Annotated in this window: 18 protein-coding genes; 6 read left to right on the forward strand and 12 right to left on the reverse strand. The window is 52.7% G+C overall.

Annotation, left to right across the window (positions count from 1 at the left end; genetic code table 11):
• Positions 1–45: 45 nt before the first annotated feature.
• Genes DWB85_RS07940 through DWB85_RS07955 form a run of 4 tightly spaced genes read left to right on the forward strand, consistent with a single transcriptional unit; the run spans position 46 to position 4,171 of the window.
• Complete coding sequence (locus tag DWB85_RS07940; RefSeq protein ID WP_162846057.1) at positions 46–1,110, forward strand: UDP-N-acetylglucosamine 2-epimerase; 1,065 nt, start codon at positions 46–48, stop codon at positions 1,108–1,110.
• Positions 1,107–2,207, forward strand: coding sequence for a glycosyltransferase (locus tag DWB85_RS07945; RefSeq protein ID WP_117953687.1), 1,101 nt, complete (start codon positions 1,107–1,109; stop codon positions 2,205–2,207). The genes DWB85_RS07940 and DWB85_RS07945 overlap by 4 nt, the downstream gene beginning before the upstream one ends.
• 58 nt (positions 2,208–2,265) lie before the next feature.
• On the forward strand, positions 2,266–3,321 hold the full coding sequence (locus tag DWB85_RS19400; protein ID WP_133300584.1) for a polysialyltransferase family glycosyltransferase: 1,056 nt from the start codon (positions 2,266–2,268) through the stop codon (positions 3,319–3,321).
• Positions 3,322–3,379: 58 nt separating this feature from the next.
• The gene (locus tag DWB85_RS07955) at positions 3,380–4,171 is read left to right on the forward strand and encodes an FkbM family methyltransferase (protein ID WP_117953689.1); all 792 of its coding nucleotides are present in this window, start codon (positions 3,380–3,382) and stop codon (positions 4,169–4,171) included.
• A gap of 75 nt (positions 4,172–4,246) precedes the next feature.
• On the opposite strand, the gene DWB85_RS07960 is transcribed toward DWB85_RS07955, so the two are convergent.
• The 10 genes from DWB85_RS07960 to DWB85_RS08005 all read right to left on the reverse strand — a co-directional run bounded on the left by DWB85_RS07960 (position 4,247) and on the right by DWB85_RS08005 (position 13,299).
• Positions 4,247–4,912, reverse strand: a complete 666-nt coding sequence (locus DWB85_RS07960) for a PIG-L deacetylase family protein (protein ID WP_117953690.1) — start codon at positions 4,910–4,912, stop codon at positions 4,247–4,249.
• Complete coding sequence (pseI, locus tag DWB85_RS07965) at positions 4,905–5,951, reverse strand: pseudaminic acid synthase (protein WP_117953825.1); 1,047 nt, start codon at positions 5,949–5,951, stop codon at positions 4,905–4,907. The genes DWB85_RS07960 and pseI overlap by 8 nt, the downstream gene beginning before the upstream one ends.
• A gap of 6 nt (positions 5,952–5,957) precedes the next feature.
• Positions 5,958–6,641: a formyl transferase gene (locus tag DWB85_RS07970; protein ID WP_117953691.1), complete on the reverse strand. Its 684-nt coding sequence runs from the start codon at positions 6,639–6,641 to the stop codon at positions 5,958–5,960.
• A 15-nt stretch (positions 6,642–6,656) separates the two neighbouring features.
• Positions 6,657–7,169, reverse strand: a complete 513-nt coding sequence (gene pseH / locus DWB85_RS07975) for a UDP-4-amino-4,6-dideoxy-N-acetyl-beta-L-altrosamine N-acetyltransferase (RefSeq protein WP_205422691.1) — start codon at positions 7,167–7,169, stop codon at positions 6,657–6,659.
• 224 nt (positions 7,170–7,393) lie between these two features.
• A complete protein-coding gene (gene pseG / locus DWB85_RS07980) occupies positions 7,394–8,512 on the reverse strand; it encodes a UDP-2,4-diacetamido-2,4,6-trideoxy-beta-L-altropyranose hydrolase (RefSeq protein WP_117953692.1) in 1,119 nt (372 codons plus the stop codon).
• On the reverse strand, positions 8,509–9,144 hold the full coding sequence (locus DWB85_RS07985) for a pseudaminic acid biosynthesis-associated methylase (RefSeq protein WP_117953693.1): 636 nt from the start codon (positions 9,142–9,144) through the stop codon (positions 8,509–8,511). Before DWB85_RS07985 ends, pseG begins: the two co-directional genes overlap by 4 nt.
• Positions 9,141–9,845, reverse strand: a complete 705-nt coding sequence (gene pseF / locus DWB85_RS07990; protein ID WP_117953694.1) for a pseudaminic acid cytidylyltransferase — start codon at positions 9,843–9,845, stop codon at positions 9,141–9,143. The genes DWB85_RS07985 and pseF overlap by 4 nt, the downstream gene beginning before the upstream one ends.
• Complete coding sequence (gene pseC / locus DWB85_RS07995; RefSeq protein ID WP_117953695.1) at positions 9,842–10,999, reverse strand: UDP-4-amino-4,6-dideoxy-N-acetyl-beta-L-altrosamine transaminase; 1,158 nt, start codon at positions 10,997–10,999, stop codon at positions 9,842–9,844. Before pseC ends, pseF begins: the two co-directional genes overlap by 4 nt.
• A complete protein-coding gene (gene pseB, locus DWB85_RS08000; RefSeq protein ID WP_117953696.1) occupies positions 11,000–11,998 on the reverse strand; it encodes a UDP-N-acetylglucosamine 4,6-dehydratase (inverting) in 999 nt (332 codons plus the stop codon).
• A gap of 2 nt (positions 11,999–12,000) precedes the next feature.
• On the reverse strand, positions 12,001–13,299 hold the full coding sequence (locus DWB85_RS08005) for a lipopolysaccharide biosynthesis protein (protein ID WP_117953697.1): 1,299 nt from the start codon (positions 13,297–13,299) through the stop codon (positions 12,001–12,003).
• 237 nt (positions 13,300–13,536) lie between these two features.
• Between DWB85_RS08005 and xseB the strand changes: the two genes are divergently transcribed.
• Positions 13,537–13,761 carry an exodeoxyribonuclease VII small subunit gene (gene xseB, locus DWB85_RS08010; RefSeq protein WP_117953698.1) on the forward strand — a complete coding sequence of 75 codons (225 nt, stop codon included), beginning with the start codon at positions 13,537–13,539 and terminating at the stop codon, positions 13,759–13,761.
• 4 nt (positions 13,762–13,765) lie between these two features.
• Positions 13,766–14,653, forward strand: a complete 888-nt coding sequence (locus tag DWB85_RS08015) for a polyprenyl synthetase family protein (RefSeq protein ID WP_239017259.1) — start codon at positions 13,766–13,768, stop codon at positions 14,651–14,653.
• A gap of 160 nt (positions 14,654–14,813) precedes the next feature.
• On the opposite strand, the gene ribA is transcribed toward DWB85_RS08015, so the two are convergent.
• Positions 14,814–15,410 (reverse strand): GTP cyclohydrolase II, encoded by a 597-nt coding sequence (gene ribA, locus DWB85_RS08020; protein WP_117953699.1) that lies wholly within the window; start codon positions 15,408–15,410, stop codon positions 14,814–14,816.
• Positions 15,411–15,585: 175 nt separating this feature from the next.
• Positions 15,586–16,137, reverse strand: coding sequence for a retropepsin-like aspartic protease family protein (locus DWB85_RS08025; protein ID WP_162846058.1), 552 nt, complete (start codon positions 16,135–16,137; stop codon positions 15,586–15,588).
• Positions 16,138–16,249 lie beyond the last annotated feature (112 nt).

Raw genomic sequence — 16,249 nt, forward strand, 5'->3', positions numbered from 1 at the left:
CAAATGATCCACATCTTCCTAGGCACCAAAGCCCAGCTGATCAAAATGGCCCCGGTAATGGTGGAGCTCCAGAACCGCAACATCCCCTACAACTTCATTTTCAGCGGCCAACACCAGGCCACAGTGAACAACATCCGTGAAGAGTTCGGCATTAAAGAGCCCGACATCACCCTATATAAGGGCCGGGATATTACCGGCATCGTGCAGATGCTGTTCTGGTCCATCCGCATCGTGTTTTTCACGCTCTGGAACCGCGATAAAGTCTGGCAGGGAGACAAGGGCGGCGTGGTACTGAATCATGGGGATACCTTCTCAACGCTACTTGGAGCGCTACTGGCCCGACTGTCTGGGCAGAAATCCGCCCATGTGGAGTCGGGGTTGCGCTCTTTCAGGCTGTTTCATCCCTTTCCCGAGGAAATTACCCGCTTGCTCACGTTCCGCCTGTCGAACATCTACTTCGCGCCGGGGGATTGGGCGCTGGCGAACCTGGAGCAATATTCCGGCGACAAGGTGAACACCGCCCACAACACCCTGCTGGACGCACTGCGGATCAGCCAGAGGGCAGTCAACGCCGCCGAAATCGAGATCCCAGATGGCGATTACGGCGTCGTTTCACTACACCGCTTCGAGAATATTTTCTCCGAGAAGAAGCTACGCGAGATACTGGCTTTGCTCGCCGAAGTCAGCAAACGCGGCAAGTTGCTGTTTATTCTCCACAAACCCACCGAGAACAAACTCAAAGAATACGGGCTACTGGCCAACCTGGAAACCATTGACAATATAGAGCTACGACCGCGCTACAGCTACTTCCAGTTCATAAAACTGGTCAAACAGGCACTGTTTGTAATCACCGACGGCGGCAGTAACCAGGAAGAGTGCTTTTACCTCGGTAAACCGTGCATCATCATGCGGGCGGCCAGTGAGCGGCAGGAGGGTATTGGCGCCAACTCGGTAATCTGCAACTATGACCGAGAAATAATCAACGATACGCTGGACCGTCTGCCCGATTTCACCACCGGCCAAATGATCTTCGATCACCACTCGCCCAGCGCTGTCATCGTCTCCGCCCTGGCGCAGTACCACGGGCGCGAAGCGGGAACCCCGGCTTGAATATTCTCCTGCTCTGCAAGCGCCACTATACCTCGCACGACCTGGTGCTCGAGCGCTTCGGCCGCCTCTACCATTTCCCGAGGCAATGGGCGAACCACGGGCACCGGGTTTCGGTGCTGGCAATGGACTACGGGGTGGGCCAACCCGCAGTGGTCGCGGAGGATAACCTCACACTCGAATCCTACCCGCTGTTTACGCTGCGTAATAATTTTGTCACCGCGCTGCGCCGCCAGCTCGACACCTTCCGACCTGACACTATAGTAGCCAGCGGCGACAGCCACATCGGCTACCTCGGAGCGAGAGTCGCTCGACGGCTCGGCATCCCGTTCGTATTTGACCTCTATCACAACTACGAAGATTTCGGCAGCAATCGCATTCTCGGCATGAAATGGATGTACAATCGAGCCCTTGAGTCAGCAGCGCTGGTCGTGTGTGACAGCGAAAAACTGGCTGGCTTGGTCGCAAGCCGCTGTGCCCGCACACTGGTCGCCGAACAGGCAGTGGATAGCGGCATTTTTTACCCGCGGGACAAAGCCGAATGCCAGCGGGAGTTGGGCTTGCCTGACGGGTCGCGATATCTCGTATACATCGGCAGCATCAATGATCGTTTCGACCGCGACGCAGTGCTAGCCGCGATGGATAGCTTGTCCGGGCAGGGAGTGGAAACAACGCTCCTGGTTGCCGGCCCCGGGCTGGACAGCGTCACGTCAGCCCACCCGCGGGTCAAATACCTCGGACGCCTGCCACATGAAAAAATGCCCGTGGTTATTGGCGCCGGCGACGTATGCTTAATTCCCTATGCTGCCACAGCGCTGGCGGAGACCTGTCATCCGTGCAAGCTTTCGGAGTATATTGCCTGTGAGCGGCCCATTGTCGCCTCTAGAGTGTCGAACATTTTGGACTACCTCTCACTCAGTAGCGGCCTGACTTACGTGCCAGGCGACGGAGATGGGTTGGCATACAGCCTTGAGCAGCAACTACGGGACCCGATCATTGAACATAACGAGTCCGCACTAAAATGGGAAAACATTGCCGCCCGGTACCTAGCCCACTTGCTTAACCTATTCAGTACACTTGGCAGAGAACGAAGTGCGTAGCATGTGGAATCGAAGGCACAATAATCGGCACCGGTCCAAGCGCGTACACGAACTTATGTTGGAAGAATTCGACATAATTGGCTATAAAATTGTTTCTCCGCTTCACCTAGCCGCCCTGATGGCATACGCCTCAATAGTTCCGACCTCTGAAGCGCCCTTGAAAGTACTAGTAATAGTTTCAAATGGACCATGGAATCGCGAAATCTTGCATCGAGCCCAATATCAACAGGGAAATTTTGAACTTACCTATGTTGAAGATGGTCAGTTCGAGTTAAAGCCTTCCATCAGTTGGCCGATCACACTGCTTACACTACCAATATTTTCCGCTCTCAGGGGTCTGACCAAGCGCAAGCAAATACCCGTATGCTCACCGACCATGGCAAGCTTATTTTTTAGCTCAGCATCCTTAAGGCATGCTCGGAGATTTTATCCGGTGGTTTTGGACGAGGGCATAGGATCTTACAACGCTTCAAAAGTTCTCCAGGAAGAAGCCTCTCGAGTCACGACTAACGCTATCGCCAGAAACATACTATTCACAGCCTATTGGTTCTTATGGCGACATCTCCCTGTTTTTGGTGGTGTACGCGCAGGGTTATTTAACTTCAAACAGGGAAAACCTGTGTTGGACCTGAAAGTCGCAGAGACATACAAGCAAATGTTTACCGAGGGGTTCCGCTTAAAAAATACAAAATTCCACATTGATCCGAACACAGCCCTGATTCTCACCCAGCCGTTCACCGAATATAATACGTATACAATTGAGCAGGAAATAAGTGGCGTTGAACGCATTGCAAAAGAAGTGCGGCAAGCCGGGAAGAATCCAGTATTAAAACTGCATCCCGCGGAAGAGCCTGGAAAATACGAAAAACTAGGACTAAGAACTATAGAATACCCTGGACCTGTGGAAGAGCTATTAGCTGGATCTGCAGGAGAATTCTGCGAAGTTTGGAGCTTTTACTCGTCCAGCCTGATTTTCGGAAGCGCTCTATTCGACATTCGATCGATCGCAGTACGCACAGACTGGAATTCAAGCACCTTAGACGATCTGGATGAGGAATGCAGAGCCTTATTTAACAAGTATGCCGAGCACCGGGATTACTCCAATGGCAGGTAATTATATGATGCTCAGCCCGATCGCGTCCCTCTAATCAGAAAGCGTTTAAGTTCTAGATATGCTCACCACCATTAAAAGAATTACCTACTATTTTCAAGTGTTAGGGCTAAATGGGACGTTATTGGCTCTTGCGGGGTTTCTGACCAAAAGGACCTATTACTTAAAAAAGACTGTGAAGGGCGTAGCCCATCCAATTGAATTGAGAGTAAATAGCTCTGACATTCCAACCTTTCGCCAGATGTTTATTTATCGAGACTATGACTTCTATGCAAAACAGCCGGTCCGTACAATAATTGACGCAGGAGCGAATATCGGTCTAGCTGCCATTTTTTTCGCCAACGAGTACCCCGATGCGAAAATTATAGCTGTTGAACCCGAAGCAAAAAACTTTGAGCTCTTATTATCGAACATCAAATACTATCCGCAAATTATCGCAATTAGAGCCGCCCTATGGCATTGCCTTGAACCAATTGAAATCTTTGATCCCGGCGCCGGAAGTTGGGCCTTCGTTACCAAGCATTCTGATGATCCACAGGCCTTGGATCAAACATCATTAGGATCAGTTCCCGGTATAACGGTAGACGCAATCATCAAAGAGCACGACATCAGTCATGTTGATATTCTTAAAATCGACATAGAAGGCGCAGAAAAAGAAGTATTATCCGCCACGGAGGCTTGGCTACCTATGGTGGACACCATGATCGTCGAACTGCACGAAGACATTAATCCTGGATGTACTCGCAGCTTTTATAACGGCTCGAACGGATTCCCCCATGAATGGTTTCAGGGAGAAAATATCTACCTCTCGAGAACCTGCTCAGCCAAGGCAAACAATCAACGACGATCTTGACAGCCATTTGCGTAAACTCTAGGCAGAAATTACAGTTCACAAAAGCTTCCAAATACAATTAATTGGCATCAGGTCTTAACGTAACTGCCTCAGCAAAATGAATGCTTCTGCGGCGGGCACTCCAATCGAGTGGCCTCTATGCTTGGACAACGCTTCAAGATGCTCGATACTGCGGCTGTGTGGCGGGTCTCGCATCTCCAACTCATAGGCCAACAACGCGTCCAGCTTTCTTTCTATATAGCCTGTTATATCAACATAATAATTGGGGTGAAACGGAGACTGCTCCGCGGCATTCCACTCACTACTCGACATAACTTCAAAAGCAAGTATTTCCTTCACTCTGGCTCCTGGAAGTGGCCGAAATGCAGTAAGAACAGCCTGCTGAGTTATCCTATGATCAATATTCAAATCTCCAATATGATGGGTGTATATGATTTGCGGGTCTACTTGAGCCGCAACAGATTCCAGCCTTTTTACAATATCAAGAAAAGGTATGGTGTCCATGCTGTTGTCCGGGAAACCCAAATTGAAAGACTGGCTTATCCCCAGTATATCTTTGGCCGCTTTCTCTGCCGAAAGCCTATTTTCAATGCCCGTTGTAACTAATCGAGAACTGACTCCATCCGCCATAAATACGGTAAAAACTGAATCGCCCTCATCTACGTGGCGGGCTATAGTGCCCCCACAACCCAAAACTTCATCATCTGGATGTGCCGCCACTACCAGTACAAGCTTATTCATGGAAGCACTCCCAACTTACTGGAGTACCTCGTTTAACTCTCTTTTTCAGAGTCTTACCTAGCAGCGTATCGAAATATTTGGGTGGCAGTCCTAATCCAGGTCGAATTCGACGAATGTCCGTTTCCGTAACCATATCTCCCACGCCCATATCACGCACGAAGTATATTGAACGGCGGAAAATCCTATTTTTTTCCTCCGATTGTTGGCGGGTGTAGGAAACAGAACCTACTGCGGACCATGCAGCCCGAGTCTCAACGCACAATTTTTCAAGTTCTTCAGGTTCGATGGAGAAACCGCTATCAGCCCCCCCTAAAGACCGGTCCAATGTAAAATGCTTTTCGATTAGACAAGCCCCCCGTGCCACTGCGGCAACAGAAACCGTTGTGCCTAGTGTATGGTCGGAGAGGCCCGGAACCACTCCAAACGTTTCACCTAGCTCTCTTATTTGAGCCAAGTTCGCTTGCTCTATCGGGGCTGGATAGCTACTGATACAATGGAGTAGTACTATTTGCTGACAACCCGCTGACCTCGCCGTATTGACAGCCTCTTCTATTTCTTCTCGGCTTGCCATACCTGTAGACATAATTAAAGGCTTACCTGTAAGTGCGACATACTCTATTAAGGGTAGATCAGTAATTTCGAAGGAGGCAATTTTGTATGCCGGCACATTTAAATCTTCCAGAAGATCCACTGCAGACTCATCAAAAGCGGTTGAAAACGCAGTAATACCGACCTCCCTTGCGCACTCTATCATCGCCCGATGCCATTCAAAGGGCGTTTGCGCCTCGACGTATAGATCATAAAGCTTGTAACCTTTCCATGGGCCAACCTTTATCAAAAATTCTGGATTATCACAGTCAATCGTCATTGTATCCGCGGTATAACTCTGCAGCTTTATCGCTGACGCCCCCCTTCGCTTCGCTTCAGCAATCGTTTTCAGTGCAAGCTCTAGCGAGCCGTTGTGATTTGCTGATAACTCGGCGATAACAAAAGGAGGACGATTAGGACCTATTTCTACACCGTCAATATTAACTATCATCGCCAATCACTCTCTAACCGGTTTTATTAGAACTGATGCAGATATCATTTCTCCATCAAACTCTGCCGAACGAAATTCTATTCGAAACTTACCATGCTGAAGAAACGCGTTTGGATATCCTTCAGCATCTAGCATCCGAATATAGTCATACAGTGATTCCAGGTCACTGCCATTGGGCAGCGCACTTTGATCTGGCTTTCTTCGCTCAAAAGTTACTACCTCCCCTGATTGTTCTGTAGGCAGGGGATTTCGCTCCACCATCCACCTGATAATCTCAAAGCTTATAAGGCTGGCTCGAAGATAGATTTCCTCAGCACTTCCAGAAAGGACCATGTCCCTTTTGGTGTAAACAGGTCCAGCGTCCAATTCTGCTACCATCCGCAATGCACTTAGCTTTGTGGACTTAAAACCTCTTACAATCAAATTCTGAAGCGGTGAGCCACCGCGCCCGAAGGGAACGTCGGTCATATGAAAACAAACGCACTCATATTGTCCCCATATTTCCTCCGGAACAATCCAACTCCAATGGAGAAAAAAAATATAGCGAGGCTTGGCAGCCACAAGTTGACCTTTCAGTTCCTCCGGAGTTTCTGCCATAAGCCAATTCCCGGGAACAACAGAAGCCAAATCATCGAATCCCTGGCTATGCCATTTCTTGCAACTAGCCACTATGTAGACCTCTACGCTCATGTGCAATGTTCCTCGCTAAGATCGACTAATCCAGCCCGATTGGAGAAGGCCAAAACAAACTACATCATGATAGATTTTACCGTCATAAAACTGCTCAAACAGAATCCCTTCTTTCTTGAAACCAAGGCGAATATGGTAGTCCAAAGATCGTTGATTATAGCTAATCACTTGTCCGCAAACTTTGTGAAAACCAGCCCGCTCAAAAGCAAATCCTATGGCGACCTCTCCCATTTTTGACCCCACGCCTTTCCGTGCATCAGGAGCGGTATGAAAACTCCACTCCACGATCCCTCCATCACTAATCTCACTGAAGTGAACAAATCCCAGAGGTTGTTCGCGTTCGACATAGATAAGCAAGTGTTTTCTAGGATCATTAGAGGATCTTTCAAACCAGGCGAGATGCTCTTCAAACGAAATTATTCTCTGAGAAAACATAAAACTCCTAACGCGGTCAGAGTTCCGCCAACGCCAGACCAACTCAAGGTCATTAGCTTCCATTTTTCGGATTTCGCCAATTGAGAAATTCATCTATTCTCCAAAGGGAATGCTGGCTGGACTGCAATATTAGAAACTTCCAACTAACCTCTGCTTGCCACGCTCAAGTGTTATAAGATTAAGCTACAGCCTGCCTCAATCGATATTATTACTAAGTTCTTCAGTTCATTTCACTTTCAGAATAACCAGTTGTAGATACGTGACCTCTAGAACTGACGGCTTCAAATTACTACTTTTACAATGAAAAACTGGCTATCTCAGTGGCGACCAATCGTTAGTGCTCCCACGAGCCTATCAACCCCTTTACCATCGGTAATACTTAGCGCCATGTTACTCATTGCAGTAAGGCTATTTGGCTTTTCTAAATCCATAATCGTGTCGCTAAGCTGGGAAGATAAGGTTTCGTCAATCTTGATCAGGCGCGCTGCCTTGATAGAACATAGAGCCTTCGCTCCCGCAATCTGATTATCCGCCAGAACAGTTATCAGAGTTGGTAACCCCAAACAACATCGCTCCCAGGCACTCGTACCGGCCGCCCCTATAGCCAAATCGCTGTTCGCCATCAAAAGGGCCATATCTCCCACATCGCCGAGAACATCTACTTGAAGGGACGAGCGAGCGGCTAACGATTGTAAACGATCTAGCCAAGGCGAACTTCGTCCCATGACAATAGTTATGTGAAAACCACCTGCCAAAGAACTACTTTCGAGAGCCTCTAACAATGTACCTGAAACATTTTTATAGTCGACACCTCCCATGCTGATAAGTAGTCGACTCAGTCTTCCACTTTGACGATTTGAGAGACTCTCCTGCCTCCTCATTGCAAACTCAGGTCGCAGTAACGCGAATTTTGGCCCAACAAGGACTGAAGCCCGCGAAGGTATTAGTGACTCGTACTCTTGAGCACTACGACCAAGATTCTGATCTAGCAAAAGATCACAACTGTGAGGACGGTCTGCTAGATCGTCAATAACCATTAACTGTTGAACGAACGGCGCCACAGCCTGCTCCCAGCAAGCATCTAATGCATAATGGTCAACAATTAGCCAATCCGGATGCAAATTGGAGAGAATGCGGAGGCAGGCTGTTGCATCATCCTCCTGGGCGCAACCCAGCCAGTGACCGTAGGCTGTGCTGTTATAATTATTTAACTCATTCTTCCAACCAACACCAGATTTTTCAGCAGGTGCGTTCTGCAGTGTATGGACTGCATGACCCTTTCTGCGGATATAGTCGATGAGGTTTCCTTCGAGAGCGCGACAGAGAAAATGACAATCTGCACCAAGCGCCGCCAGCGAATCCGCCAATGCTAGGCAACGCATAACGTGCCCGGTGCCGATTAGCCGCGAAGCGTCAACTCGAATGGCGAATTTCATTCCAATACTGCTGCGGACTTCTCTAACAGAAACCAAGTTAAATCATCCTGCGGAAAGTTAGGGTCGCGGCGATAAACGAACCCGTAGTCCACCAATTCCATCTGCGGATAGTTCTCGAGAATTTCACCCGCAAAGTCTCGCTTGAATAGGCGTTCATTGTGGCCACGATAGGAAATGGAGACTGGCACAGGGTTGTAATACTCTGCCACCAGCAAAAAGCGACCACAGGAGGCAACAAGCTTTTCATAAACTTGAGGCAACATGCTTGGTTCGATATGAATGAGCACACCCTTTACCAAAACCAAATCCCACATTCGCGTAGGGACAAAGTCTAGTATTGAGCATTCGTAGACATTAGCGGACTCGATCACTTCACGTAGTTGGATAGCAGCGTTCTTGTTTATCTCAATCGCGTGTGCATCTAGCTCTGGGTAAAGTAGTTTTAGCGCGTTAATATTCATTCCGATATTGGCGCCAAACTCTATGCAACTTTGGAGTCCACGCGTGTTACTCAAAGCCTTAGCAAAAAAATCGATGTTAGCAGCCTTCAGGATATCACCCTTATTCCGCTCGATGTATTTCGTTCCGAATTCGCCAGCCCAAAAAGCCTCTTGTTCTGTCTTGAAGCTCATGTTCCCTCCACTTCACGTGCACTAAGACTTTGGAACATCAGCTCCGCCCTTAGCCAATCTTCATCAGTATCAATATCCTGGACCTGGTAACGAGGAAGAATCACTGGTGCGGCATTAGCCGAAAAAATTGTTTCTTCTGCCAACCATGCATCGGCGCGACCCCAATAGAACTGAGCTGCATCATGGAACGCTTCCTCCATATCCTGCGAACGGAAACTAAAGTTCTCTGGGTTGAACATTTCCACACGGTTTTTACTATTAATACGAACAGCCCGCTGAATTGGAGAAGCGTAGCTGGTGACAGTAAATGCGAAATTGGCGCCGCTATTCACCAAAACACCAAGTCCGCGATTCAAATCCTCCGCTCGAACAAATGGTGCAGTAGCGTAAATACAACAAGCGTAGTCAACAGAGCCATAATTATGCTTTATCCACTCGATTGCATGTGCAATCACTGGAATAGTAGGTGCGTGGTCATTTGATAGGTCGGCAGGTCGCTCGAACGGCACCTCTGCCCCGACGGATCGCGCGACCGCAGCAATCTCATTGTTGTCAGTAGAAACAACAACACGGTCGAAGCATCCGCTAAGAAGTGCTGCCTCTATTGACCAGGTAATAATGGGCTTTCCGCAAAATGGTTTGATATTTTTCCGCGGAATTCGTTTGCTCCCTCCTCGCGCGGGAATGATAGCGACGTTCATGTTCGCACCACCTCGCGTACCGCTGCGATCACCGCATCTTGCTCATCTTCACCCAGTGCCGGGAAAAGCGGCAGGCTGATAGCCTCGCTATAGTATTTTTCGGCTTCCGGAAAATCGCCCGGCGCAAAGCCCAGGCGCCGGTAGTAGGGCTGCAGGTGAACCGGGATGTAGTGGACGTTGACGCCGATGCCTGCTTGCCTGAGCTGCTGGAATACCTCCTTGCGGCCACACCCTTCGCGCCCGGGAATACGCACCGGATACAGGTGGTAGGCGGTGACGCTGTCGGGATGCTGCCACGGGCAGGTCAACGGCAGGTCCGCAAAAGCCTGGTCATAGCGGCTGGCGAGTTGGTGGCGGCGCGACAGGTACTGATCCAGCCTGCCCAACTGGCTGAGGCCCAGCGCGGCCTGGATATCGGTCATCCGGTAGTTGAAGCCGAGTTCGATTTGCTGGTAATACCAGGGCCCGTGCGCAGCCTCGGTCATCAGCGCCTCATCCCGGGTCACGCCCTGGGAGCGCAGCAAGGCCATGGTTTGCGCAAGTTTTTCACTATTGGTCACCGTCAGCCCACCCTCGGCGGTAGTGATGATCTTGACCGGATGGAAACTGAATACCGTGATATCGCTGAATCGGCCACAGCCGACCGGCTCCCCGCGATAGCTCGCGCCAATGGCGTGTGAAGCGTCTTCAATGATTGAGAACCCGTACTGCGCGGACAGTGCGTGTATTTCCGCCATGTCACAGGACTGGCCAGCAAAGTGTACCGGGATCACGACCTTGGGCAGGCAGCCTTCGGCCTGCGCCCGCTGCAGTTGCTCGGCCAGTGTTTCCGCACACATATTGTAGGTCCACGGGTCGATATCGACGAAATCTACAGTCGCGCCACAATAGAGCGCGCAGTTCGCAGAGGCAACGAAGGTATTCGGTGAAGTCCAGACGCGATCACCCGGCCCCACCCCAAGGGCCAGACAGGCGAGGTGGAGCGCGGAAGTCGCACTGTTGACGGCGAAGCCATAACGGGCATTCACCCTGTCGGCAACCGCGCCTTCGAAGGCCGGTACTTTCGGCCCCTGGGTCAGGAAGTCGGAGTGCAATACTTCGACTACAGCGTCGATGTCCGATTGCTCGATACACTGCCTGCCGTAAGGGATCATTCAGATATTACCTATGTCGGCATAGTTGGCTTCTATCCAGGCCATGAGTTCAGCTTCGCTCATCCAGGCAGGATTGCTGTCGCTGGCATAGACAAAACCCTCCTCAACCTTGATCCCGTCCTTAATCCGCTCCTTGCTACCACCCCAGCCGTTGAGATTCGGCAGAATTTTGAAATGCTCGGGGTATTCGAAAGTAAAGTGGGAGTCCTCAGAACTGATCATCTGCTCGTGTAATTTTTCACCGGGGCGAATACCGATAAGTTCATGCCGGGCCTGCGGGGCGACCACCCTGGCCAGTTCCGCGAGCTTCATCGAAGGGATTTTCTTGACGTAGATTTCGCCGCCAACCATATCTGCAAATGCATGCCAAACCAGTTCCACCCCCTGTTCGAGGGTAATCATGAAACGGGTCATTCGCGGGTCGGTTATCGGCAATACGCCGGAATCCTTGAGCGACATGAAGTAGGGTATTACCGAGCCGCGGGAGCCCATGACATTCCCGTACCGCACCACCGAGAAGAGGGTTTCGTGAGCGCCCGAGTAGGAATTCGCAGCGACAAAGAGCTTATCGGATGCCAGCTTGGTCGCCCCGTAAAGGTTGACCGGGCTGCTGGCCTTGTCGGTCGAGAGCGCGACCACCCCCTTTACCTGTTTGTCGATGGCGGCGTCGATCAGGTTCATGGCGCCGTTCACATTGGTTTTCACGCACTCGAAGGGATTGTATTCTGCGGTGGGTACAATCTTGGTCGCCGCGGCATGCACAACGTAGTCGACACCATCCAGGGCGCGGTAGAGCCGCTCTCGGTCGCGGACATCGCCAATGAAAAAACGCAGCCTGTCATCGGCAGCAAATAACTTGGCCATCTCCCACTGTTTCATTTCATCGCGGGAGAACACAATCACTTTCTTGGGATTGTATCGCTCCAGTGTCATGGGTATAAACTTGTGGCCGAAGGACCCCGTGCCACCGGTTACCAGAATTGTTGCGTCTTTGAACATGCCTAGCCTGCCTTTACCAATTGAAACCAGGGCATCGGATGGCGGAGCTGCGCGACCCACCACGTGAGGCCAAAGCGCAATGCCATCGCCAGCGCGAACGCTATCGCCGCACCAATTATGCCATGGGAGGGGACCAGCACGACCAGTAATAGAATATTTACCGCTCCTGTTACCAGTGTTGCGAGAGCTAATGCCCCGGTTTTCTTCGAGTAAAAAATATAATTAGTCACCATCAGGTACATCCCGCCGAAAGCCTGCCCGAGCACCAGAATACCGATGACGTCACCGGCTGCGGCGTACTCGTCGCCGGCAATCCACCGCAGCAGAGGCGGACCGACCACAAAACTCAGGCCGGCACCACAGAGTATCACGACAAACCAGAGATAGGTGTTGCGCACGATCCGTCCCTTCTCGGTCGCGTCGTCCCGCTTCAATCGCTCGTAGAGCCAGGGCACGTAAGCATTGTTCAGCGCCGTGAATACCAGCATTACCGCCATCGAGAACTGGAAGGCCACCATATAAAGCCCCGCTGCGGACATCCCGATCACACTGTTAATGATAAACCGGTCGAAGTACATAAGCAGGATATTTCCTACTACATGTGGCATTAATGGCACGCCAAACCTGAGCACCTCCTCAAGATAATCACGCCGCAGGCGCCAGCGCACCAGTAAACCGTCACGCCACAATGACCAGAGCGCGAGTAACGCGAATGCCAAGGCGCTGAATATCTGCGCCCCGATCCTGCCCTCCGCACCTAGGAGCAGCCCGACCACCAACAGCAGTGACAAGCCGAAATTGAGTGCACTCTGGCCCACCTGGAAAGCACCGAATTGGCACGGCAACTTGCGCACCTGCCACTGGCTCAGGCGCAACTGGGCCACACCGGTGGCAGCCGCAACGATGATTGCCCAGATAACCCAGTGCAGTCCCAACCCCAGCCACTGGGCCAACGGTGCCGCGAAGGCCAGCGCCACGAGCAGGCTGATTCCAGCGCTCACCATCAATATTTGCAAACAGGAGGCGATAAATTGCGCGAGTTCCGCTTCATCGTGCTCGCTATCGTAAAATTTGCGGCCTGCGGCGCCAGAAACACTCAACCCCACGATGCCGATCAGTGCCGATAGCAGCACCTGGAAAATCGCGACTTCACCGTACTCTGCGGGGAGCAGGTAGCGAGTCAGGACAGGCAGTAGAATGAAAGGGATCAGTGCATTGAGTATGTTGGCCCCGAGATACACCAACGTACCCGAAACCAACGATGATCGCCCTGCTGATTGTTGCCCCTGCACCGATAACATCCAACTTTCTGCCCGCTTGTACCAAAGGCCTGAAAGACCACCGGCACTACTCGCCCTTGATGGAGCCACCGGCGGCTTAGTGTTCTCAATTATGACGTTTCCAATGCCCCCTAAGCTACTGATTTATAGACGGGTTGGCCAGTACTATCAGAGGAATACACACGATAGCCATCCCCTAACGCCTGCTCGCTGGTATACTGGCAACTAATCCCTTTTTCTCCGTCCTCAACAGGTCTTATGGCATCGAAAACCACACCGAAAAACTTCGCTTCCAAGCTGCAGCGCCTCGAGTCGCTCGTCGCAGGGTTGGAGTCCACCGATCAATCGCTGGAAAGTGCTTTGCAGAACTTTGAGCAAGGGATAAAACTCGTCCGCGACGCCCAGCAAGAACTGGCGATCGCCGAGCAAAAAGTGAACGAACTGCTGCAGGAACCCCCGGGCCAGCAGGCTGAGCAAGACTAGCCCCGTGACTAACACCCTGGACGGATTAATGGGCAGCTTTCGCGCCAGGCTGAATGACGACCTGGCGTCGCTCTGGGAGCCAACTGACTCCGCCGCATCTGGAATGGGTGAACCGGGCCGCTACGCCACCAGCAATGGCGGCAAGCAGGTACGCCCCACGCTCTTTTTTGCCGCCTGGAAGGCAGTGGCGGGCTCTACCACTGCCGACACAGCACCGGCGCTCGCCCTCGAACTCATCCACACCTACTCCCTCATCCACGACGACCTCCCCGCCATGGACGACGACGACATGCGTCGTGGCAGACCCAGCCTGCACAAGGCCTTCGATGAGGCTACCGCGATCCTGGTGGGGGACGGGCTCCAGGCCCGCGCCTTTGAGTTGCTGGCCGATGCGCCGGGGCTCTCGGCGGAGCAAAAAGTTCGAATGATCAAGGTGTTAGCGAAGGCCTCGGGCTTTGAGGGCATGGTCGGCGGGCAGTATGTGGACATTCAGGCGGTGGATTCTGACATGAGCCTGGAGGAGCTGCGGGCCATGCACGAGATGAAGACCGGGGCGCTGATTCGTGCCTCACTGGCGCTGGGGGGTATTGCGGCCAATGCCACGGAGGTGCAGCTTGCTGCGCTGGACGCTTATGGGCGCAATATCGGCCTGGCGTTTCAGGTGGTGGATGACATTCTGGACGTGGAAGGGGATTCTGCGGCATTGGGGAAGACGGCTGGTAAGGATGCGGATGCCAATAAGCCTACTTATGTGAAATTGTTGGGCTTGGAGGGGGCGAAGGCGGAGGCGCAGCGGTTGCTGGATGAGGCGCTTGGGGCGCTGGAGGCGTTTGGGGAGTCGGCGGATATGTTGCGGGAGTTGGGGAGGTATATTGTGGGGAGGGATCGGTAGAGATCCATTACTTGCTCTCTCTTGCTTGAGGTCGCTGGACTCCGGTGTGCCGGGACCACCGCCTGCGCGGGAATGACAAAAAGATGTGGATCCCGGCTTTCGCCGGGATGACGGAATAAAGGCGGGGATGACGGAATAAAGGCGGGGATGACGGTTGGGTCTAGCCCTGGGCTTCGAACATATGGCCCAGTTTGCCGGCCTTGGTGCTGAGGTACTTTTCGTTGTGGGGGTTGCTGCCGGTGTGGAGGGCGATGCGTTCGACGACTTCCACGCCCTGCTCTTCCATGGCTGCCACTTTGCGCGGGTTGTTGGTCATTAAACGTACAGATTTGATCTTCAGGTGCTCCAGCATGGGGCGGAGCAGGCTGTAGTCGCGCATGTCGGCGCCGAAGCCCAATTGTTCGTTGGCTTCCACGGTGTCGGCACCGGCGTCCTGCAGTTTGTAGGCCTTGATCTTGTTCAGCAGGCCGATGCCGCGGCCTTCCTGGCGGAGGTAGAAGATGGCGCCCCTGCCCTCTTCCGCAATCGCCTTCATCGCCGCGTGCAGCTGCAGGCCGCAGTCGCAGCGCAGGCTGAACAGGGCGTCGCCGGTGAGGCATTCGGAGTGGATTCTGGCCAGTACCGGCTCGCCATTGCTGACGTCGCCCATGGTCAGCACCACGTGCTCCTTGTTGCTTTGCGCGTCTTCAAAGCCGTGCATGACCCAGTCGCCCCAGGCGGTGGGGAGACGGGAAGATTCTACGTAGCGTGCGGTCAAGGGGCTTATCCGTACCAAAGGGGCGCGTATTCTAACAGGTTTGCCGGGGAATGGGACTACCCGCCAGCGGTGGCCTGGGAGCGTACTCTAATGGAATTTATCCTTCGATTGCGTTACCGGCCATCATCCAGATAATCGCAGTTGGATGATAGCGCATGGATATCCACGAGATTACCTAGTGGGTCCGGCTCAAGGTCAGAATCCCCTGATTTTCCTCAAGTTTTACATGGCGCAGGTAGGTCATGCCTAAGAGCACCATGGCCGGGAATTCACCCTCGACCACGGTGGCCGGCACGTTGTTGACCTTGATGCCGCCCACACTGACCGATCGTAAATTCACCGACCAGGCCCGGGCGACCCCGGAGGCGGTTTCCACCCGGGCCGGCTGGGCCTTGTCGAGGTCGATGCCCAGGCGAGCCGCCTCGGACTGGTTGATGGCAACCACGTTGGCGCCGGTGTCCACCAGCACCCGGACCTGGCGGCCATTGATGTGCGCGTTGGCCTGGTACTGCAGCATGGCGTCGCGGCGGATGGTCACTGTCTGCGCCGGCGGCGGCTGGTAGTTAGTGCCCACTTTTCGGGAGAGCCCGAGGACCATCTGGCTGCCGTTGACCTCGAGGGTGGCGGTATTGGAGTAGGCCGAAATCAGGGTGACGCCGTTGTGGGTCTGGCCCTTTTTCAACAGCTTGCGCTCGCCGTCGATGAGGAGGATGGCGGCGCTGGGCATCAGGCCTTCGAGGTCGATCCGGGGGGTGGCTTGGGCGTTGGCTTGTAGGGTGAGACATAGGGCCAGGATAAGGGTGAGGGTGAGAGCCCAAGGGGCGGTGGATTCCGATACG

It is taken from the genome of Seongchinamella sediminis (assembly GCF_003457605.1).
Lineage (GTDB): Bacteria > Pseudomonadota > Gammaproteobacteria > Pseudomonadales > Halieaceae > Halioglobus > Halioglobus sediminis.

Coding starts and splice junctions, on each gene's coding strand:
- DWB85_RS07940 (WP_162846057.1), top strand. CDS start 46: ATGGCCCCGGTAATGGTGGAGCTCCAGAACCGCAACATCCCCTACAAC.
- DWB85_RS07955 (WP_117953689.1), top strand. CDS start 3,380: ATGCTCACCACCATTAAAAGAATTACCTACTATTTTCAAGTGTTAGGG.
- DWB85_RS07960 (WP_117953690.1), bottom strand. CDS start 4,912: ATGAATAAGCTTGTACTGGTAGTGGCGGCACATCCAGATGATGAAGTT.
- pseI (WP_117953825.1), bottom strand. CDS start 5,951: ATGATAGTTAATATTGACGGTGTAGAAATAGGTCCTAATCGTCCTCCT.
- DWB85_RS07970 (WP_117953691.1), bottom strand. CDS start 6,641: ATGAGCGTAGAGGTCTACATAGTGGCTAGTTGCAAGAAATGGCATAGC.
- pseH (WP_205422691.1), bottom strand. CDS start 7,169: ATGAATTTCTCAATTGGCGAAATCCGAAAAATGGAAGCTAATGACCTT.
- pseG (WP_117953692.1), bottom strand. CDS start 8,512: ATGAAATTCGCCATTCGAGTTGACGCTTCGCGGCTAATCGGCACCGGG.
- DWB85_RS07985 (WP_117953693.1), bottom strand. CDS start 9,144: ATGAGCTTCAAGACAGAACAAGAGGCTTTTTGGGCTGGCGAATTCGGA.
- pseF (WP_117953694.1), bottom strand. CDS start 9,845: ATGAACGTCGCTATCATTCCCGCGCGAGGAGGGAGCAAACGAATTCCG.
- pseC (WP_117953695.1), bottom strand. CDS start 10,999: ATGATCCCTTACGGCAGGCAGTGTATCGAGCAATCGGACATCGACGCT.
- pseB (WP_117953696.1), bottom strand. CDS start 11,998: ATGTTCAAAGACGCAACAATTCTGGTAACCGGTGGCACGGGGTCCTTC.
- DWB85_RS08005 (WP_117953697.1), bottom strand. CDS start 13,299: ATGTTATCGGTGCAGGGGCAACAATCAGCAGGGCGATCATCGTTGGTT.
- xseB (WP_117953698.1), top strand. CDS start 13,537: ATGGCATCGAAAACCACACCGAAAAACTTCGCTTCCAAGCTGCAGCGC.
- DWB85_RS08025 (WP_162846058.1), bottom strand. CDS start 16,137: ATGCCCAGCGCCGCCATCCTCCTCATCGACGGCGAGCGCAAGCTGTTG.